Annotated in this window: 10 protein-coding genes and 2 pseudogenes; 10 read left to right on the top strand and 2 right to left on the bottom strand. The window is 70.0% G+C overall.

Annotation, left to right across the window (positions count from 1 at the left end; genetic code table 11):
- Positions 1-110: 110 nt before the first annotated feature.
- Both ACZ3ZE_RS05955 and ACZ3ZE_RS05950 read left to right on the top strand, forming a co-directional pair.
- A pseudogene (locus tag ACZ3ZE_RS05955) lies at positions 111-1,077 on the top strand (nuclease/transposase family protein); the annotation flags it as partial.
- Between the two features lie 102 nt (positions 1,078-1,179).
- Entirely contained in the window at positions 1,180-2,409 is a 1,230-nt protein-coding gene (locus tag ACZ3ZE_RS05950) for a PP2C family protein-serine/threonine phosphatase (protein ID WP_467258529.1), read from the top strand.
- Positions 2,410-3,215: 806 nt separating this feature from the next.
- On the opposite strand, the pseudogene ACZ3ZE_RS05945 reads toward ACZ3ZE_RS05950, so the two are convergent.
- Positions 3,216-3,296, bottom strand: a pseudogene (locus tag ACZ3ZE_RS05945) (SEC-C metal-binding domain-containing protein); the annotation flags it as partial.
- 169 nt (positions 3,297-3,465) lie between these two features.
- On the opposite strand from ACZ3ZE_RS05945, the gene ACZ3ZE_RS05940 reads away from it, so the two are divergent.
- The 3 genes from ACZ3ZE_RS05940 to ACZ3ZE_RS05930 all read left to right on the top strand — a co-directional run bounded on the left by ACZ3ZE_RS05940 (position 3,466) and on the right by ACZ3ZE_RS05930 (position 5,175).
- Positions 3,466-3,999, top strand: coding sequence for an RHS repeat-associated core domain-containing protein (locus ACZ3ZE_RS05940; protein WP_467258527.1), 534 nt, complete (start codon positions 3,466-3,468; stop codon positions 3,997-3,999).
- Between the two features lie 144 nt (positions 4,000-4,143).
- A complete protein-coding gene (locus ACZ3ZE_RS05935) occupies positions 4,144-4,653 on the top strand; it encodes a hypothetical protein (RefSeq protein ID WP_361179931.1) in 510 nt (169 codons plus the stop codon).
- A gap of 351 nt (positions 4,654-5,004) precedes the next feature.
- Positions 5,005-5,175 (top strand): integrase, encoded by a 171-nt coding sequence (locus ACZ3ZE_RS05930; protein WP_467257587.1) that lies wholly within the window; start codon positions 5,005-5,007, stop codon positions 5,173-5,175.
- 118 nt (positions 5,176-5,293) lie between these two features.
- Here ACZ3ZE_RS05930 and ACZ3ZE_RS05925 read toward each other — a convergent pair whose 3' ends face one another.
- Positions 5,294-6,262, bottom strand: coding sequence for a LuxR C-terminal-related transcriptional regulator (locus ACZ3ZE_RS05925; protein WP_467257585.1), 969 nt, complete (start codon positions 6,260-6,262; stop codon positions 5,294-5,296).
- Positions 6,263-6,811: 549 nt separating this feature from the next.
- Here ACZ3ZE_RS05925 and ACZ3ZE_RS05920 point away from each other — a divergent pair.
- The 5 genes from ACZ3ZE_RS05920 (at position 6,812) to ACZ3ZE_RS05900 (ending at position 16,754) form a co-directional block, all read left to right on the top strand.
- A complete protein-coding gene (locus ACZ3ZE_RS05920; protein WP_361179925.1) occupies positions 6,812-7,864 on the top strand; it encodes a substrate-binding domain-containing protein in 1,053 nt (350 codons plus the stop codon).
- 343 nt (positions 7,865-8,207) lie between these two features.
- Positions 8,208-9,800, top strand: coding sequence for a sugar ABC transporter ATP-binding protein (locus tag ACZ3ZE_RS05915; RefSeq protein WP_361625616.1), 1,593 nt, complete (start codon positions 8,208-8,210; stop codon positions 9,798-9,800).
- Positions 9,797-10,843 carry an ABC transporter permease gene (locus tag ACZ3ZE_RS05910; protein ID WP_467257582.1) on the top strand — a complete coding sequence of 349 codons (1,047 nt, stop codon included), beginning with the start codon at positions 9,797-9,799 and terminating at the stop codon, positions 10,841-10,843. Before ACZ3ZE_RS05915 ends, ACZ3ZE_RS05910 begins: the two co-directional genes overlap by 4 nt.
- 49 nt (positions 10,844-10,892) lie before the next feature.
- Complete coding sequence (locus ACZ3ZE_RS05905; protein ID WP_467257579.1) at positions 10,893-14,228, top strand: glycoside hydrolase family 2 protein; 3,336 nt, start codon at positions 10,893-10,895, stop codon at positions 14,226-14,228.
- Between the two features lie 111 nt (positions 14,229-14,339).
- Complete coding sequence (locus tag ACZ3ZE_RS05900; protein WP_467257577.1) at positions 14,340-16,754, top strand: ricin-type beta-trefoil lectin domain protein; 2,415 nt, start codon at positions 14,340-14,342, stop codon at positions 16,752-16,754.
- Positions 16,755-16,815 lie beyond the last annotated feature (61 nt).

The following is a 16,815-nucleotide window of genomic DNA, read 5'->3' as shown; positions in this document are numbered from 1 at the left end:
GGGAAGCCTTGTCGGTCCGTGTGAAGTCCCACCGCCGCTTTCGTCTGCATCGGGCTTCACCGCGGCCACCAAGGCGCGGAGCGGACGGTCTGGAGCATTCCGCCGAGTCGTGGGAGCGTGGGGTGGCCGAGCGCTGGTTCCTCACTGCTGATGGGGAGTGGGGGAAGCGGTACGGCAACGAGACCATCCGCGTCACACCCGACGGCGAGGTCTCGATCAAGCTGCCCGCACCGCTCGCCGCTCACGCGAACGCTCCGCACGGCCGGTATGTGCCGGCGGCGCGGGCGCGGTTCGCGCACCGTGGACAGGAGTGGGCCGACCGTGTGGAGGCGAACCGGGCCGTCGCCTACCGCATCCACCTCGACCCCGCCCGAGGCCGCTGGTACCTCACCGCGTCCTGGCAGCGCCCCACCGCCCCCGCCGTTCCTTTGGAGGCGGCACTCGCGCACGGCGTGATCGGCGTGGACACCCAACGCCGACCATCTCGCCGCCCGGCGACTCGACACTCACGGCAACCCCATCGGCGACCCGCACCGCTTCTTCTACGACCTGTCCGGGACCGCCGAGCATCGTGACGCGCAGGTCCGCCACGTCCTCACCCGCCTGCTGCGCTGGGCCAGGACCTGCGGCGTGGCGGCGATCGCGGTCGAGGACCTGGACTTCACCGCCGAGAAGACCCGCGAGAAGCACGGCCGCAGGCGCCGGTCCCGCCAGCTGATCTCCGGAATGCCCACCGGCCGCCTCCGCGCCCGCCTCACCTCCATGGCCGACGCCACCATCATCGCCATCATCGCCGTGGACCCGGCCTGCACCAGCAAGTGGGGCGCGCAGCACTGGCAGCAGCCCCTGAGCACCACGAGCCGCACAACGACCCGTCACGATGCGGCGAGCATCGCGATCGGACGACGCGCCCAAGGGCACCCGATCCGGCGACGGACGACACCGCCCCGTGCACACCAGAGCGATGTGCACGGACACCGGACCGTCCAGGCTCGACCGGCAACCCTTGGGCGTGAGGAACCCCACCCCCGCGTCCCCGGACCACGGACACGGTCCGTGTCGCCGTATGCGGAGCGTTGGACACCGGGGTCCCGGGGAGTGGTGCCCCGCATCCAGGGCGCGTCGCTCCTATCCTGGAGCATCAGCAAACGACGGTCGGCGCCGAGGCGGGCACAGCACATGAGGAATCCGCAGATCGACTACGGGGCGGTCTTCCATGCCCTGCCCGGCATGGTGGCTCTGCTCACTCCTGACCTACTGTACGCAGACGCCAACGAGGACTTCCTCCGGCTCGCCGGGCGCACCCGCGACCAGCTGATGGGCCGCTACATCTTCGACGTCTTCCCCGAACACCCCGACGAACCGGAGGCGGCCGGCATGCGGGAAACCCGGGAGTCGATGCTGCGCGTGGTGGCCTCCGGCGAGCGCGACACCATGGCGCTGTTGCGGTACGACATCGAGGACGCCGAACGGCCCGGCCGCTGGGTGGAGCACTTCTGGAGTCCGGTCAACGCACCCGTGTTCGGCTCGGACGGGAGCGTGGTGCTGATCGTGCACCGGGTGGAGGAGGTCACCGAACTCGTCCGCGCCCGCGGGGGCCCGGGCGGAGACAGGCGCGCAAGCGTTCTGGAGGCCGAGCTCTACACCCGCGCCCGTGAACTGCAGGACATCAACGAGCGCCTGCGCCGGTCGCAGGCGCGTGACCGTGAGATCGCCCTGGCCCTGCAGGCGGCGATGCTGCCCGCCCCCACGCCGGTTGGCCATCACCGGGCAGCCGTCCGCTACCGGCCCGCCGTCGGCGCCCTGAACGTGTGCGGCGACTGGTACGACCTGGTCGACCTGCCCGGTGACCGCATCGCGGTCGCCGTCGGAGACGTCGTCGGCCACGGCCTGGAAGCGGCCTGCGTCATGGGGCAGCTGCGCAGCGCGCTGAGCGCCGCCGCCCGTGTCGCCGACGGTCCGGCCCGGGCCCTGGAAGCCCTCGGGCTGTATGCCCGCAGTGTCGAGGGGGCCGAGTCGACCACTGTGGTGAAGACCTTCATCGACTGGGACACCCACACCATCACGTACAGCAGCGCGGGCCATCCCCCGCCGGCCCTGCTCGACCCCGACGGCACCGTGACCTTTCTCGACCAGGCGACCGATCCGCCTTTGGGCGCGCGCCCCGAACACGTCCCGCGACCGGAGGCCAGCAGGGCGTTCACCGAAGGCGCCACCCTGGTCCTCTACACCGACGGCCTGATCGAGCGCCGCTCGGAGGACATCGACGCCGGACTGGGCCGCCTCGCCGACTCCCTCACCCGACACGGACGAGCCGAACCGGAGGACCTGGCCGACGCCCTCCTTGCCGACCTGCTCCCGCTTGACGGCAACACCGACGACACGGCGTTGGTCGTCCTCCGCCTGTGACGCGCACCGACTGAGGACGGGTACGCATCGGAGCCAGTCCGATGTGACTCGGCGGGCAGCTCTGCCAGTGGGGTGAGTGTCAGGTCTCACGCATCCCGCGGCGTCGCCCGCGAAGGCGCCGCCGGGGCCCTGACGCCGAACGGCGACCCGTTCTCGCTGCTCGGTTCACCGTTCCGGGTGCCCCCCCGACGTTCATCAGCAGGCGCCGCTTGACCGAACGGCTCACGCCTCACCCCGCTCTGGCCGGTCGGTGCCGACTGGTGCTGGTCAACGGTTCGGCGGGGGCGGGCAAGACGCTCCTGGCCCGGCTTGCGGCGTACCTGAACGGCCGGACCGAGCCCGTGATTCTCGTTTTCGAAAGGTTCGAGCGCGTTTCCGCGCCTGAGGTCGCCGATACGCGGGCTCGGGGCTGCGCCTGGTCCTCGTCTCCCGTACCGAGCCGCTGCTGCACCGGTACCGCGTCCCTGGCGGGATGACCGACATCCGTAGTGCCGACCTGGCGTTCCGGCCCGAGGAGACGGCCGATCTGCTGCGTCGAAACGGCCTGTCTCTGCCGGACGAGGGCGCCCACATGCTGACCGAACGGACCGGCCGGGTGGGCCGCGGGTCTACGGCTGTGCCTCCTCGCAGCGCAGCAGGCGGACGACCCGGAGAGCTAGGGCCGTCAGCCTGCTTGCCACGAAGACCGTAGGGATGGGGTGAGCTGGGCGAGGCCGGCGCCGGGCCGGATGGCGATGAACCCGTCGATCACGAGGAGGGAAAGGCCTGGGCCAGGAAGGGAGGTGGCTGGGGGATCGTGTCGGGCACTACCACCGACCCGCCGTAACGGGTCTGCCGTGGCAGCGAGCCCACTTGCGTCCGCCCTCGCACGGGCAGGGCGCGTTGCGGGCGCTTCAAGCGTTCGGGTTGTTGACTGACGGTCCAGCTCGAACGACGCCCGCGGAGCACCGGGCAGGTCGCCTATGACACACGGTTCTTCGCCATCGTCACCGACCCGGTCGGCGCCCCCGCCGAACTGTCCGACGGGGACGGGACGTGGCGTGGCGGTCCCGGAGGATGACGTGGGGCAGTACCCGGTGGAACCGCACGGCGACGGCCTACAACCCGCTGCGCCTTCCCGGACAGTACGAGGACTCCGAGACGGGCCAGCACTACAACTCCCTGCGTCACTACGACCCGGAGACGGCCAGGTACGCCAACCCCGACCCACTGGGCCCGGCACCCGCGGCGGACCCGGTCGCCTACGTGACCAACCCCTGGACCCTCACCGACCCCCTGGGCCTCATAGCCAAGGGGTGCACGGAGGACGGCGGCTGGTACGGAGGCATGACCCCGGCCAACCTCAAGGATGAGAACGACAAGCCGAAGTACCCGGTCAAGATGGAAATCAACCACATCCCGGCCAAAGCCTCCCACGCGCCACCTCGACGAGGAGGCTTCATCACAACGACGCCGGCATGGGCCCGGCGATCCGCCTGGAGAAGGCCGACCACCGGGACATGTCCTCGACCGGCTCCTGGGTGCCCTCCGTCCAGTGCCGTGCGGGCCAGCGCGCCCACATCGACGCGGGACGCTGGGATCTGGCCATGAAAATGGACATTGACGAGTCCGCGCCGAATACGGCGACAAGTGCGACAAGCGCATCGCGGACATGGTGGAGAGCCTCAAGAACAACAGAAAGCTCCAGGCGATGCTGGAGCGCCGGGGCTGGACGATCGACTACGACATACTGAAATGATCACAACCGACCAGAACGGCCCCCTCATGCAGTTCGTCCTCGACCCGCCCCGCGGCGCGGCTCCCGTCCGGTTGGGCATGACGCTCGACGAAACGGTCGCAGTGGTGTCGGCCTGGGGCGTTCCGCGCGTGTACCCGGCCGACGCGGTGCGCGACTTCGACCTGGTGTCCACCGAGTACGACGGCATCGGCTTCCAGGCAGCCCTTGAACGCGACCACCAGGTCACCACCGTCGCCATCTGGGGGCCCGACGAGGACGAGGACCCCGACGTCCAGGTCCTGCTGGACGGCCTTGACGTCTTCCGTACCCCCGCCGACGAGATCCTCGCCCACGCCGCCCGAAAGGGCTGGCACGTCAACAACGACGACCCGCCAGCCCCCTGTATACCCGGCGTCACGCTGGCCTTCACCCGGGACACCTCCCAGGAAGTGCCAAGGGACGAGAACGGCCTGCCGGTCCACTTCACCTCCGTGCTCGTGGCCGACGAGAAGGGCCGGGCCGACTGACAACGGTCAGGTGTCGGCATCCCTCGCGATCAGTGAGGGGGAACCTCGTGGTCCGTCGACAGTTGAGGATCTATGGACACCGTGACTGTGTGCGTTGTTGGGTGGGGCCGCATGGGAGGGCTCCGGCCGCGCAGCGATGAGCCGCTTTTCGGTCGAATCGACCATGAGGCCCCAATCCAAAAGGTGACCGGCGACGGCCACCCCACGGAGATCTTCTTGAAGCCGTCGTCCTCACTCCGCTGACCTGCGAGGATGACTACATTGGGCGGGCTGACCTGCGTGTTTACAGCTTTCCGGTGTTTTCAAAGTGACGCCGTCCTGCGTGATCGACTCGCCCCAGCCGCCCCCAGGGTGGTGTGGACCCGGTCCGAATGTGCCTGCCGCGCGGGCCAGAGCATCGAGGTCCTCTTCCGCCACTACGCCAAGTTCCTGGACGGCGTGCGGGAGCAGACCAACCGCCTCATCGAGCAGTCCATGGAGGAGTGGGGCCGCGTCAGCCGAGGTGAGGCCCCTGCGGGCTGAGCCGGAGTTTTGGTCCGTGACTGGTGGCGCTTCGGCGGCGAGCCCGCGGCGTTCTCCCGCACCTCCTGCCGTGGGTAGAAGCGGGGCGAGGGCTGGGGTTGGGAGGGGGCTTTCGGCCTCAGAGCCAGCCGCGACGGCTCGCCTGGACGCCGAGTTGGAAGCGTGTTCGTGCGCCCAGCAGCTCCTGGAGGCGGGTGATGCGGCGGCCGACCGTCCTTTCGCTGACACCGAGTTCGCGGGCGATCGACTCGTCGGTCAGACCACCGCTGAGACAGGTGAGGAGCTGTCGGGTCTCGGCGGTGGGAGCCGCGCGGTGGTCGTCGGCCGTGTCGACGGCGTTGGGCAGCGGGACGGCGATCTGCCAGTACGAGTCGAAGACACCGATCAGCGCGTCGAGGAGGTCCGACCGCCGCACGACGATGTGGTGACGGCGGTCCCAGTCGCGTGCCGGGGGAGCCACCAGGGCGAAGCGGTCGTCGCAGATGCCCATGTTCAGAGGGACCTCTGTGAAGACACGCGCTTGTTCACCGAGGTCGATGGAGATCTGGACGGCCTCCCGGGCGAGCCTGTCCCGCAGGACCCGGGACCCGTACACGACCGAGGTCCTGACGCCGCGGGACAGTGCCTCCTCGCAGCCCGGTGCCAGTTTGTTGGGGCGTGCCGACCGGCCGGTGTAGCCGATGGTGAGGGCGCGGATCTGTTCGGTGGCCTCGTCGTACAGCCGTCGGCCGATCGCGGTGCGGGCGGCCTCCGTGCGGATGATCTCGATGTAGCCGGCGCCTTGGGCGTGATGGTCGTGCCAGAACCGGGTCAGCTCCTCGACACCGTTGCGCAACGTGGCGAGCTCCTTGGCCCGGCTCTCCACCAGGGCGTCGAGCGCGGCACGCGGAGGGTGGGCCACGAGCCCCGCGCCGTCCAGGTCCACCAGGCCGAGGCCGGTGAGTTCGACGACAGCCGCGCTCATGGCGTGCCCGCTCACACGTAGGACGTCCGCGAGTTCGGCCAGCCTCGTCGGGCCGCGCTCGACGAGGGAGAGATAGACGTCCTCGGCAGTCGCACTGATGCCAATGCCTTGAAGTGAATACACGTTCAAACTATTGCACGAGCCGCGCGGGAGTCGGTGGGGTCCTCCACAGGCGAGGCCTGTCCTCTTTCCGCCATGCCGGAATCCGACACCACGGACGCTTCGGTTTCACGCCGGTTCCCCGCACACTCTGCGTACGGCACGACTGATCGCCCGCGCCTCATGCCAATTGAACATTTCCCGACATGAGGCTTCCTGTGAGAGCGGCGTCGTGCGACTTCGCGTGCCCGCGTCCCTTACGGCGTCCGTTTGTGCGGCCCGGTGCCCGCTGCGGCCCGGTGCTCGACGTCAGGCGACCTTGGATCACCAACTCCCTTTCCAGGGAAACATGTTGCGAACGTTCATGTTGACTACTGGGTCATTGTGTTCGACCATGTGCGAAGTTGATTCGTTGTCGGGGTGGCTTCCGCCGACGGGACAAGCGTCGCCTCCCGGACTCGGAAAGCGCGTGCAGGGATGACACGAGCCTTTTGATTTCGCGTGAGTTCGGCGATGTGTTGCCGTTCGCGCACCGCCGTGCGTTTCTCGAGCCGTCTCTCAAGGAGTAATTCCATGTCCACTCATCGCAGTCGCCGACGTGCCGCAGCCGTCGCTCTGGGAACGGTCGTCACCTTGGCGCTCGGGGCGTGTTCCAGTGGCCAGGACACCGTGAAGCCGGGCGGCGACGACACCGCGAAGGTCGAGGGGAAGATCTCCCTGACGTATCTGCAGAAGCAGGGCGACCAGGAGTACTTCCTCGGTGAGGCCGCGGGGGCCAAGGCGAAGGCCCAGGAGCTCGGCATCGACCTGAGAGTGGTCAACCTGGGCAACGACGCCAACAAGACGATCAGTGAGGTGCAGTCCGCCATCGCGCAGAAGACGAACGGCCTGATCGTCGTCGTCCCGGACCCCGCGGTGGGCCCCCAGCTCGCCCAGACCGCCAAGGACGGAAAGGTCGCGCTGCTCACCTCCGACGACCAGATCTGCACGACCGGCCCGGACCCGTCCGCCTGTGCTCCCGAGGCCCTGGTGCCGCGCATCGGGTTCAGCGGCGCCCAGATGGGTGGCGAGGTCGGCAAGCGCGCCGCCGAGGAGTTCAAGAAGGCCGGCTGGAACGCCGCCGACACCCGTACCGTCTCCGCCTGGAAGCAGGACGTCACCGTCTGCACCGACCGGGTGAAGGCCGCCGAGAAGGCCTTCAAGGACGGCGCGGGCGCGGACGTGAAGAACATCGCGGTCCCGACGGACAACACGCCGACCGGTGCCCAGGACAAGATCGCGGCGACCGTCACCGCCAACCCCGGCGTGAAGCACTGGATCGTGTGGGGCTGCAACGACGAGAACGTCCAGGGTGGCGTCACCGCCCTGGAGAACGCCGGCTTCAAGGCGTCCGACGTCATCGGCGTCGGCCTCGGCGCCTACCTGGCCTGCAAGAACTGGAGCTCGGGCAAGCCGTCCGGGATGAAGGCCGCCCTGTTCATCAACGGGGCCGACGTCGGCGCCCTGGCTGTGCAGACCATGTACGACAGGCTCAAGAACGGCAAGGGGTTCCCGAAGGAGGCGTTCGCGCCGACCAAGATGGTGGACGCCGCCGACTGGAAGGCCTCCGGGGTCACGTGCAGCTGAACCGGCGCCGTGCGCCGGTCGCCTGACCGGCGCGCCTCCTCCGGTCGGTTGACCTGAGCCGCCCCGTCCGCTCGACTGACCTGAGGCTCCCCGCCGGGTCGACCGCCGACCTGACGGTCGACGTCCGGTCGGCTGCCCGACGCTCCAGGTGCGCCCGGTGCGGTGGGTCCGCCGGACCGCCACACAGGCCTCCCTCCTCTCGCGCCGCCGGCCCCGCCGTCGCTGCGTCGGGCCCCGCGCAGAGAGCCCCGCCCCGCCCCCCCCGGCCATCCCTCGGCCGTGTACACCCTCCACCCCGTTGCCCACGCCGAAGCCGACCCGCTTCCAGCCTGCGAGGCCACCCATGAACAGATCCGGCGCCGAACCACCGGAGCCCACACCCTCCACCGGCCGCCCCGGAGTCGATCGCCGCGGCGCGGTGATCACCGTCGAGAACATCGCCAAGCGGTTCGGTACCGTCCAGGCGCTCGGCGGCGTCACGCTCGACTTCCCCGCGGGGCAGGTCACCGCGCTGATGGGGGAGAACGGTGCGGGCAAGTCGACCCTGCTCAAGATCCTCACCGGTGACCACCAGCCCACCGAGGGCCGTGTCCTCCTCGACGGCGAGCCGATCGCGTTCGCCGCCCCTCAGGACGCCATCAGGGCCGGCATCCGGATCATCCCGCAGGAACCGGAGATCATCCCGCACGTCTCGGTGGCGGAGAACGTCTACGCGGGCTCCCTGCCCCGCAAGCGCGGACGCGTCCTCGACCGTGCGGAGCTGAGGCGCCGCGTCGCGGCCGACCTCGCCCGGCTGGGCTTCGACAAGGTCATCGACCCCGGCGCACTCGGCTCGGAGCTCACCGCGGCCCAGCGTCAGCTGGTCGAGATCCTGCGCGCACTGACCGGTGATGCCAAGATCATCGCCTTCGACGAGCCCACCTCCTCGCTGTCCGAGCACGAGGTCGAGGCGCTGTTCGCGCTCATCGGCCGCCTCCGCGCCCAAGGCATCGCCGTCATCTACGTCTCGCACCGCATGAAGGAGATCTTCCGGCTCGCCGACCGGGTCGCCGTCCTGCGCGACGGTGCGGTGGCCGGGGTGCTGGACGCCGCGGCGACGAACGAGGAGGAGGTCGTCCGCCTCATGGTGGGCCGCGACCTGTCCTCGCTCTTCGTCCGTCAGGACGTCGCACGGGACGAGGTCGTCCTCGAACTGCACGACGTCACCACCGACGACGTGACCGGCGTCGACCTCCGGATCCGGGCCGGTGAGGTCGTCGCCCTCGCCGGACTCATCGGCGCCGGCCGCTCGGAACTGGCCGGCGCGATCGCCGGAGACCTCCCGATCCGCTCCGGCAGCATCAGCATGAACGGCCGGCGTCTCTCCCTGCGCAACCCGAAGGACGCCATCAGGGCCGGTATCGGGCTCGCCCCCGAGGAACGCAAGGCCCAGGCACTGTTCCTCCAGCGATCCATCCGGGACAACACCTCACTCGTCAGCCTCGAACGGCTGCGCCGTCTGAGGTTCGTGAGAAGAGGTCAGGAAAGCGCCGTCGCACAGGAGTACACCGACCGGCTGCGGGTCCGCACGCCCTCCATCGAGCACGAGACCGGGAAGCTCTCCGGAGGAAACCAGCAGAAGGTGGTCCTCGCCCGCTGGCTGGCCCGCACACCCCGGCTGCTGATCCTCGACGAGCCCACGCGTGGCATCGACATCGGAGCCAAGGCCGAGATCTACCAGATCATCGCGGACCTCGCCCGCAGCGGCGTCGCGCTCCTGGTGATCTCCTCCGAACTCCCCGAGGTGCTCGGCCTCGCGGACCGTGTCGCCGTCATGCAGAACGGCCGGATCACCGGCGAACTGAGCCGGGCAGAGGCCACCGAGGAGGCCATCCTCAGCCTTGCCATGGCCGACGACCTCAGCACCCCCGCCCTCATGCCTGGAGCACTCCGATGACCGACACCACCGTCTCCCTTGCCCCGGACCGGACGGAGGGCGATCCGGCACTGGCACCGGCAGCGCCCGGCCGGCGGTTCCGGATCGCCGCGGTCGGCGGGCAGAACCTCAGCCTGATCGGCGCCCTCGTCGTCGTGCTCGCGCTGTTCGGCTCGCTCAACGACAACTACCTCAGCTGGTCGAACATGCAGGTCATCGGCGAGGCCGCGACCCTCGTCGGGCTCCTCGCCGTCGTCCAGACCGTCGTCATCATCTGCGGCGCGCTGGACATCTCCGTCGGCTCCCAGGCCGGACTCGCCTCCGTCGTCAGCGCCATGGCCTTCACCTCCACGGGCTCCAGCGCCGTCGTCGGCATCGCCGTGGCCCTCGGCGTCGGCGTGCTCGCCGGCGTAGTGAACGGTGTGATCATCGTGTACGGGCGGGTCAACCCGACCATCGCGACGCTCGCCGGACTCGCCGCGTACAAGGGCATCGCGCAGCTCGTCTCGGACGGCCGCGCACAGGGCTACGTCCTCAACGACAGCGTCTTCGTCTTCCTCGGCCGAGGGAAGATCGCCGGACTGCCGGTGATGATCTGGATCCTGGCCGTCGTCGCGCTCGCGGTCCACGTCCTCCTCACCTACACGGACATCGGCCGCAACCTCTACGCCATCGGCGGCAACGACACCGCGGCCCGCCTCGCCGGCATCTCCATCAACAAGTACCTCATCGCCGCCTACTCCCTGTGCGGCGTGGTCGCGGCCGTCGCCGGCGTCCTGCTCACCGCACGCACCGGATCGGGACAGCCCGTGTCCGGCAGTGAGGGCCTGGAACTCAAGGCCATCACCGCCGCCGCACTGGGCGGCTGCGCCCTCAAGGGCGGCAGGGGCGGCATCGGCGGCACCCTGCTCGCGGTCGCCCTGCTCGGCGCCCTCGAGAACGGGCTCACCGTCCAGGGCATCAACACCTTCTGGCAGAACGTCGCCCAGGGCGCGCTGCTCGTCATCGCCGTCGTCATCCAGCAGCGCCGCAACAAGGAACGCCGCATCGGCCTCCCCACCTGAGGCGACCGCGACCTGGCAGGAACACCCCCGTCTCACAAGGAGTGGAGATTTGACGCGCAGACGCACCTTCCTCATGGCAGGAACCGCCGTCGTGGCGGGAGTGGTGGCCGGCCCGCTGGGCTCCGCGACCACGGCGGCGGCCTCCGGGACCGTCGACGGAGCGGGAGCGGGGGCCCCGGCAGACGCTCTGCAGCAGCCCACGGTCACCCTGACACCCGTGCCCGACACCGTCGCGGGTGTGCGCGAGCCGGTGCTGAGCCTCAACGGCAGCTGGTCGATCTCCACCGAGCCGCCCGCGGAGTTCTGGCGCGACGACGTTGACACCTCGGGCTGGCCGCGGGTCGAGGTGCCCGGAGAGCCCGCCATGCAGGGCGTGGACGTGCCGCAGGACAAGGAGTTCGCGTACCGGACCAAGGTCCCGGTGCCCGCCGACTTCGCCGGGCAGCGGATCGTCCTGCGCTTCGACGGGGTGTACAGCGACGCCCGGCTCTGGGTGAACGGGGCCCACGTCCGCGACCACCGAGGCGGATTCACGAGCTGGCAGGCGGACATCACCGACCACGTCACCCCGGGTACGGAGGCGTGGGTCACCGTCGGCGTCACCGACCGCTGGCAGGACCTGTCGTACGAGACCTTCTACGCCCGCCACCGCATCGGCGGCATCCTCGGCGACGTACGGCTGATCGCCCTGCCGCCGGGACATCTGTCGAGCGTCCACGTGTCCACGACCTTCGACACCCGATACCGCGACGCGGTCCTCGGCCTCCGGCTGACCCCGGCGGGCGCCGGCGCACTGCCGGTGCGGCTGGTCCTGCGGGACCCCGCGGGAGCCGAGGTGCTCAGCCGCTCCCTCACCCCCGGCGGACCCGCGCAGTACGACATCGCCGTCACTGCCCCGCTCAAGTGGGACGCCGAACACCCGAACCTCTACACCCTGGAACTGACGGCGGGGCCCGAGGGCGCCGAGTCCACCGTGACGCGCAGAGTGGGCTTCCGGCAGATCGAGGTCGACGGCAAGCGACTGCTCGTCAACGGCCGGGAGGTCAAGCTGCGCGGTGTCGCCCACCACCAGGTCAGCCCGACGATGGGCCGGGGCGCCACCGGCCGCTGGGACGAGCAGGACGTACGCCTGTTCAAGGAGGCCAACGTCAACCTCATCCGTACCTCCCACTACCCGCCCACCGAGGCCCTGCTCGACGCCGCCGACCGGTACGGGATGTACGTGGAGGAGGAGACCGCGGTCTGCTGGGTGAACCAGCAGGGTCACGACGACCTCCTCGACGACCCGGCGTTCAAGCCGGACTGGCTCGGCCAGCTCGCCGAGATGGTGGAGCGGGACCGCAACCACGCCTGCGTCCTGATCTGGTCCATGGGCAACGAGAACATCGGCTGGGGCGTCAATCCGCAGGCCCAGTGGGACTACCTGAAGGCCGCCGACCCCTCTCGGCCCGCCGTCTACAGCCACGCCGAGACGTACTCGACCGGCGCGAGCTACGACATCTTCACCGCCCACTACCCGGACGTGAAGGGCCAGTTGGGCGGCGAGACCGCCAAGCCCTCGCTCTACGACGAGTACGCCCACCTGCCCGCGTACAACGTCGACGACCTGAGGACCGACCCGGGCGTCCGCACCTTCTGGGGCGAGACGATCTCGCGGTTCTGGCCCAAGGTCCACGACACGTACGGGGTCGTCGGCGGCGCGATCTGGGGCGGGGTCGACGAGGTGTTCCCGCTCCCCGGAGAGGTCTCCGGCACCGCCGAATGGGGCCTCGTCGACATCTGGCGGCGGCAGAAGCCGGAGTACTGGCTTGCGAAGAAGGCGTACTCGCCCGTCCGGGTCCCCGACGCGCCGCTGCTCGGGCAGCGGGCCCGTACCCCCCTCACCGTTCCGGTCTCCAACTGGTTCGACTTCACGAACCTGTCGGAGCTGACCGTCCGTTGGCGGGTGGGCGGCGCCCAGGGGACGATGCCCGGCATCGACCTCAAGCCGGGAGCGAGCGGCAAGCTCAGCATCCCTCACCGCTCCTGGACCCAGGGCGAGGTGCTCGAACTCGACTTCCTCGACGACCGGGAACGGCTGGTGGACTCCTACGCCCTGCCCATCGGCCCCGTCGCCGCACCGGCCCCGCCCCGCCCCGCGGGCTCCGCGCCCGCCGTCGAGGAGAGCGACACGAGCCTCACACTGACCGGTGCCGGCTTCTCCGTCGCCTTCAGCAGGACGACCGGCCTGATCACCCGGGCGGAGTGCGGCGGCACGACCGTGCTCACCGACGGCCCGCACCTGCACGTCCGCGGCGGATATCTGCCGCCCTGGACCTTCGGGTCGATCAGCGTGCGCCAGAAGGACGCGAACACCACCGTCGTCACGATCTCGGGCAGCCACGGCGCGAGTCCGGTCGTCTTCGACGTCACGGTCGACGGCACCGGACTGCTCACCACGACGTACACCATCGTCAAGGCCCTGCCGGGGCAGCCGGACAGCGGCTACAAGGAACTCGGCGTGCGCTTCGGCGCCCCCGACGGGGCCGACCGCATCGACTGGCGCACCGGTTCCCTCTGGTCGGTGTACCCGGACGACCACATCGGCCGGCCCGTGGGCACCGCGCTCGCGGTGCCGCAGCACGCGGGATCCGTCTACCGGGAACGGCCCGGATGGAGCTGGTCGCAGGACACCCACTCGTACTTCCTCTACGGGAAGGACGACGCCGGCCGGGAGACGAACGACTTCCGCGCCCTGCGCTCCGCCGTCCACACCTTCGCGCTGACCCGCCCGGACGGCACCGGCGTGCGCGTCGAGTCCGACGGGAGCGTCGCGGCCCGGGTCGACCGGACCCCGCCCCGGTGGGTCGACGACAGCGACCCGGGCATCACGTACCAGGGCGCATGGACACATGCGCGGGGTGAGGGGTGGACGCACGATGACTTCGGGGACACCGAGTCCTTCTCGTTCACCGCGGGCGACTGGTGCGAGTTCGGCTTCGACGGCACCGGCGTCGAGTGGCTCGGCGGTCACGGCTCCAACCTCGGCCTGATCGACGTGTTCATCGACGGGCGACTCGACACCACCGTCGACCAGTACGCACCCGCCAAGCAGTACCAGCAGGTCGTCTACCGCAAGACGGGCCTCGCCGAGGGGCGGCACACCATCCGCCTGGTCGTCACCGGAGAGAAGAACCCCTCTTCCTCAGGCATCCTCCCGCTCGTGGACGCGTTCCAGGCCCTGTCGGCCACCACAGGGGCGGCACGGGCCCTGCTCGTCGACACGCACTGGAACTATCCCGACTTCGGCTACGGGGGCGGCGACTACTACCGGCCCACCGTGCGGGTCGTCGACGGGACGACGGGCGCGGTCTCGCTGCGGCTGGGAACGTTCGCGACGACCTGACACGTGGGCCCTCGGGCAACCCCGAGGGCCCACCCCTCTGTTCCGCACCTCCGCAGTCGTTTCCCGGCGCCCGGCGCCACCTCCAGGCGCCCCCACCCAGAAGGAGTCCACATGACCCGGGCACCCGTGCGCCTCCGGCGCACGCTCGCCGCGTTCCTCGGCCTGTCGTTGGGCGTGCTCAGCGGCGGCCTGGCCGCGCCTACCGTCTCGCAGGCCGTGCCCTCGTCCGCGCCCACCCCCTCGACCTCGACCTCGATCACGGTCAACGGCACCAAGCCGGGCCTGACCTTCGACGGAGTCGGAGCGATCTCCGGCGGCGGCGGCAACTCCCGTCTCCTGGTCGACTATCCGGAGCCGCAGCGCAGCGAGCTGCTCGACTACCTGTACAAGCCCGGCTACGGCGCCTCCCTGCAGCTGCTGAAGCTGGAGATCGGCGGCGACACCAACTCCACCGACGGTGCCGAACCCAGCCACATGCACACGGCCGGCACCGTCGACTGCAACCAGGGCTACGAGTGGTGGATGGCCGAGCAGGCCAAGGCCCGCAACCCGCGGATCAAACTCGCCGCACTGTCCTGGGGCGCCCCCGGTTGGCTCGGCGGTGGCAACTTCTGGTCCCAGGACACCATCGACTACCTGATGTCCTGGATGGACTGCGCCGACGGCCACGGCCTCACCATCGACTACCTCGGCGGCTGGAACGAACGCGGCTACGACAAGACCTGGTACCGGAACCTCAAGGCCGCTCTGGTCTCCCACGGCCACGGCGCCACCAAGGTCGTCGCCGCGGACAGCGACTGGGGCGTGGCCGACGCCATGGCGCAGGACCAGGCGTTCAAAAACGCCGTCGACATCGTCGGCGTGCACTACCCGTGCGGGTACCTCGACGCCTACGCCACCTGCCCCAGTACCCCCACCGCCCAACGTCTCGGCAAGCCGCTGTGGGCCAGTGAGAACGGCTCCCAGGACGCCGACACCGGCGCGCCCGCCGTGGCGCGGTCGATCAACCGCGGTTACCTCGACGGAAAGATGACCGCCTACTTCAACTGGCCGGTCATCGCCGCCCTCTACCCGAACCTCTTCTTCTCCACCGACGGCATGTCCGTCGCCAACCAGCCCTGGTCGGGCAACTACCACATCGGCAAGACCACCTGGGTGACCGCGCACACCACGCAGTTCACCCGGTCCGGCTGGCGCTACATCGACTCGGCGGGCGGCTACCTGGGCGGCACGCGCACCAACGGCAGCTACGTGACGCTGAAGTCGACGAACAACACCGACTACAGCACCGTCATCGAGACGATGGACGCCACCAGTGCCCAGACCGTCTCGTTCTCCGTCACCGGCGGCCTGTCCACCGGCCAGGTCCACGTCTGGGACACCGACGTCAAGTCGGACGACTCCTCCCGCTGGTTCGTCCACCAGCAGGACGTCACCCCGAGCGGCGGCAAGTACACGCTCACCCTCCAGCCCGGCCACCTCTACACCGTGACCACCACGACCGGCCAGGGCAAGGGCACGGCCGTCTCGCCCGCTCGCAAGGCGCTCGGCCTGCCGTACTCGGACGACTTCGAGACCCGCGCCGCCACCACCTCGCCGAAGTACTTCTCCGACATGAACGGCGCCTTCCAGTCGGTGTCCTGCGGCGGAGGCCGTACCGGCACCTGCCTGCGGCAGATGGCCCCGATGTCGCCGATCCGGTGGACCGAGGAGCCGTACAACGCCCCGTACACGATCACGGGCGACGGCACCTGGAGCAACTACACCGTCTCCGCCGACACCATGTTCGAGCAGGCGGGCACCGTCGAACTCCTGGGCCGCGTCAACCAGCAGGGCAGGAACAACAACGGCCTGAACGCCTACCACCTGCGGGTCAGCGACACCGGCGCCTGGTCCATCGACAAGAGCGACACCAAGTGGAACTTCACCACCCTGGCGAGCGGCACCACCGGCGCACTCGGCACCGGCAGCTGGCACACCGTCGCGTTCACGCTTGAGGGCTCGGCCCTCACTGCGGTCGTCGACGGCGTCACCGTCGGCAGCGCCACCGACCTCAGCTACACCAACGGCCAGGCCGGCCTCGGTGTCACCGGCTACGTCACCGAACAGTTCGACGACTTCGCCCTGACCCCGGGCACCCCCACCTCGCACGAGGGCCGGGTCGCCTCCGGTCTGGCCGGCAAGTGCGCCGCCGCCGACGCCTCCGGAGCGAGCGGCACCCCGGTCCGCCTGTGGGACTGCGACGGCAGCGTTGCGCAGACCTGGACCTGGTCCAACGGCACCCTGACCCAGGGCGGCAAGTGCCTGGACGTCACCGGCCAGGGCACCGTCGACGGCACGGCCGTGATCCTCTGGGACTGCACGGGCGGCGCCAACCAGCAGTGGGCGCCGCAGCCCGACGGCAGCCTGAAGGGCGTCCAGTCGGGCCGCTGCCTCGACGTCCCCGGAGGTTCGACCACCAACGGCACCGAGCTGGTGATCTGGGACTGCAACGGCGGGGCCAACCAGCGGTGGACGCTCCCGTAGCGACTGCCGGAAGCGCGCCGTCCGGACTTGAGTCCGGACGGCGCGTCCGCCTATGCGGGGA

The sequence above is a fragment of the Streptomyces sp. NPDC023157 genome (assembly GCF_055560575.1).
The sequence above is the reverse complement of the archived record's forward strand: the minus strand, read 5'-3'. Positions and strand labels throughout refer to the sequence as shown.

Coding starts and splice junctions, on each gene's coding strand:
- ACZ3ZE_RS05950 (WP_467258529.1), top strand. CDS start 1,180: ATGAGGAATCCGCAGATCGACTACGGGGCGGTCTTCCATGCCCTGCCC.
- ACZ3ZE_RS05940 (WP_467258527.1), top strand. CDS start 3,466: ATGACGTGGGGCAGTACCCGGTGGAACCGCACGGCGACGGCCTACAAC.
- ACZ3ZE_RS05935 (WP_361179931.1), top strand. CDS start 4,144: ATGATCACAACCGACCAGAACGGCCCCCTCATGCAGTTCGTCCTCGAC.
- ACZ3ZE_RS05920 (WP_361179925.1), top strand. CDS start 6,812: ATGTCCACTCATCGCAGTCGCCGACGTGCCGCAGCCGTCGCTCTGGGA.
- ACZ3ZE_RS05915 (WP_361625616.1), top strand. CDS start 8,208: ATGAACAGATCCGGCGCCGAACCACCGGAGCCCACACCCTCCACCGGC.
- ACZ3ZE_RS05910 (WP_467257582.1), top strand. CDS start 9,797: ATGACCGACACCACCGTCTCCCTTGCCCCGGACCGGACGGAGGGCGAT.
- ACZ3ZE_RS05900 (WP_467257577.1), top strand. CDS start 14,340: ATGACCCGGGCACCCGTGCGCCTCCGGCGCACGCTCGCCGCGTTCCTC.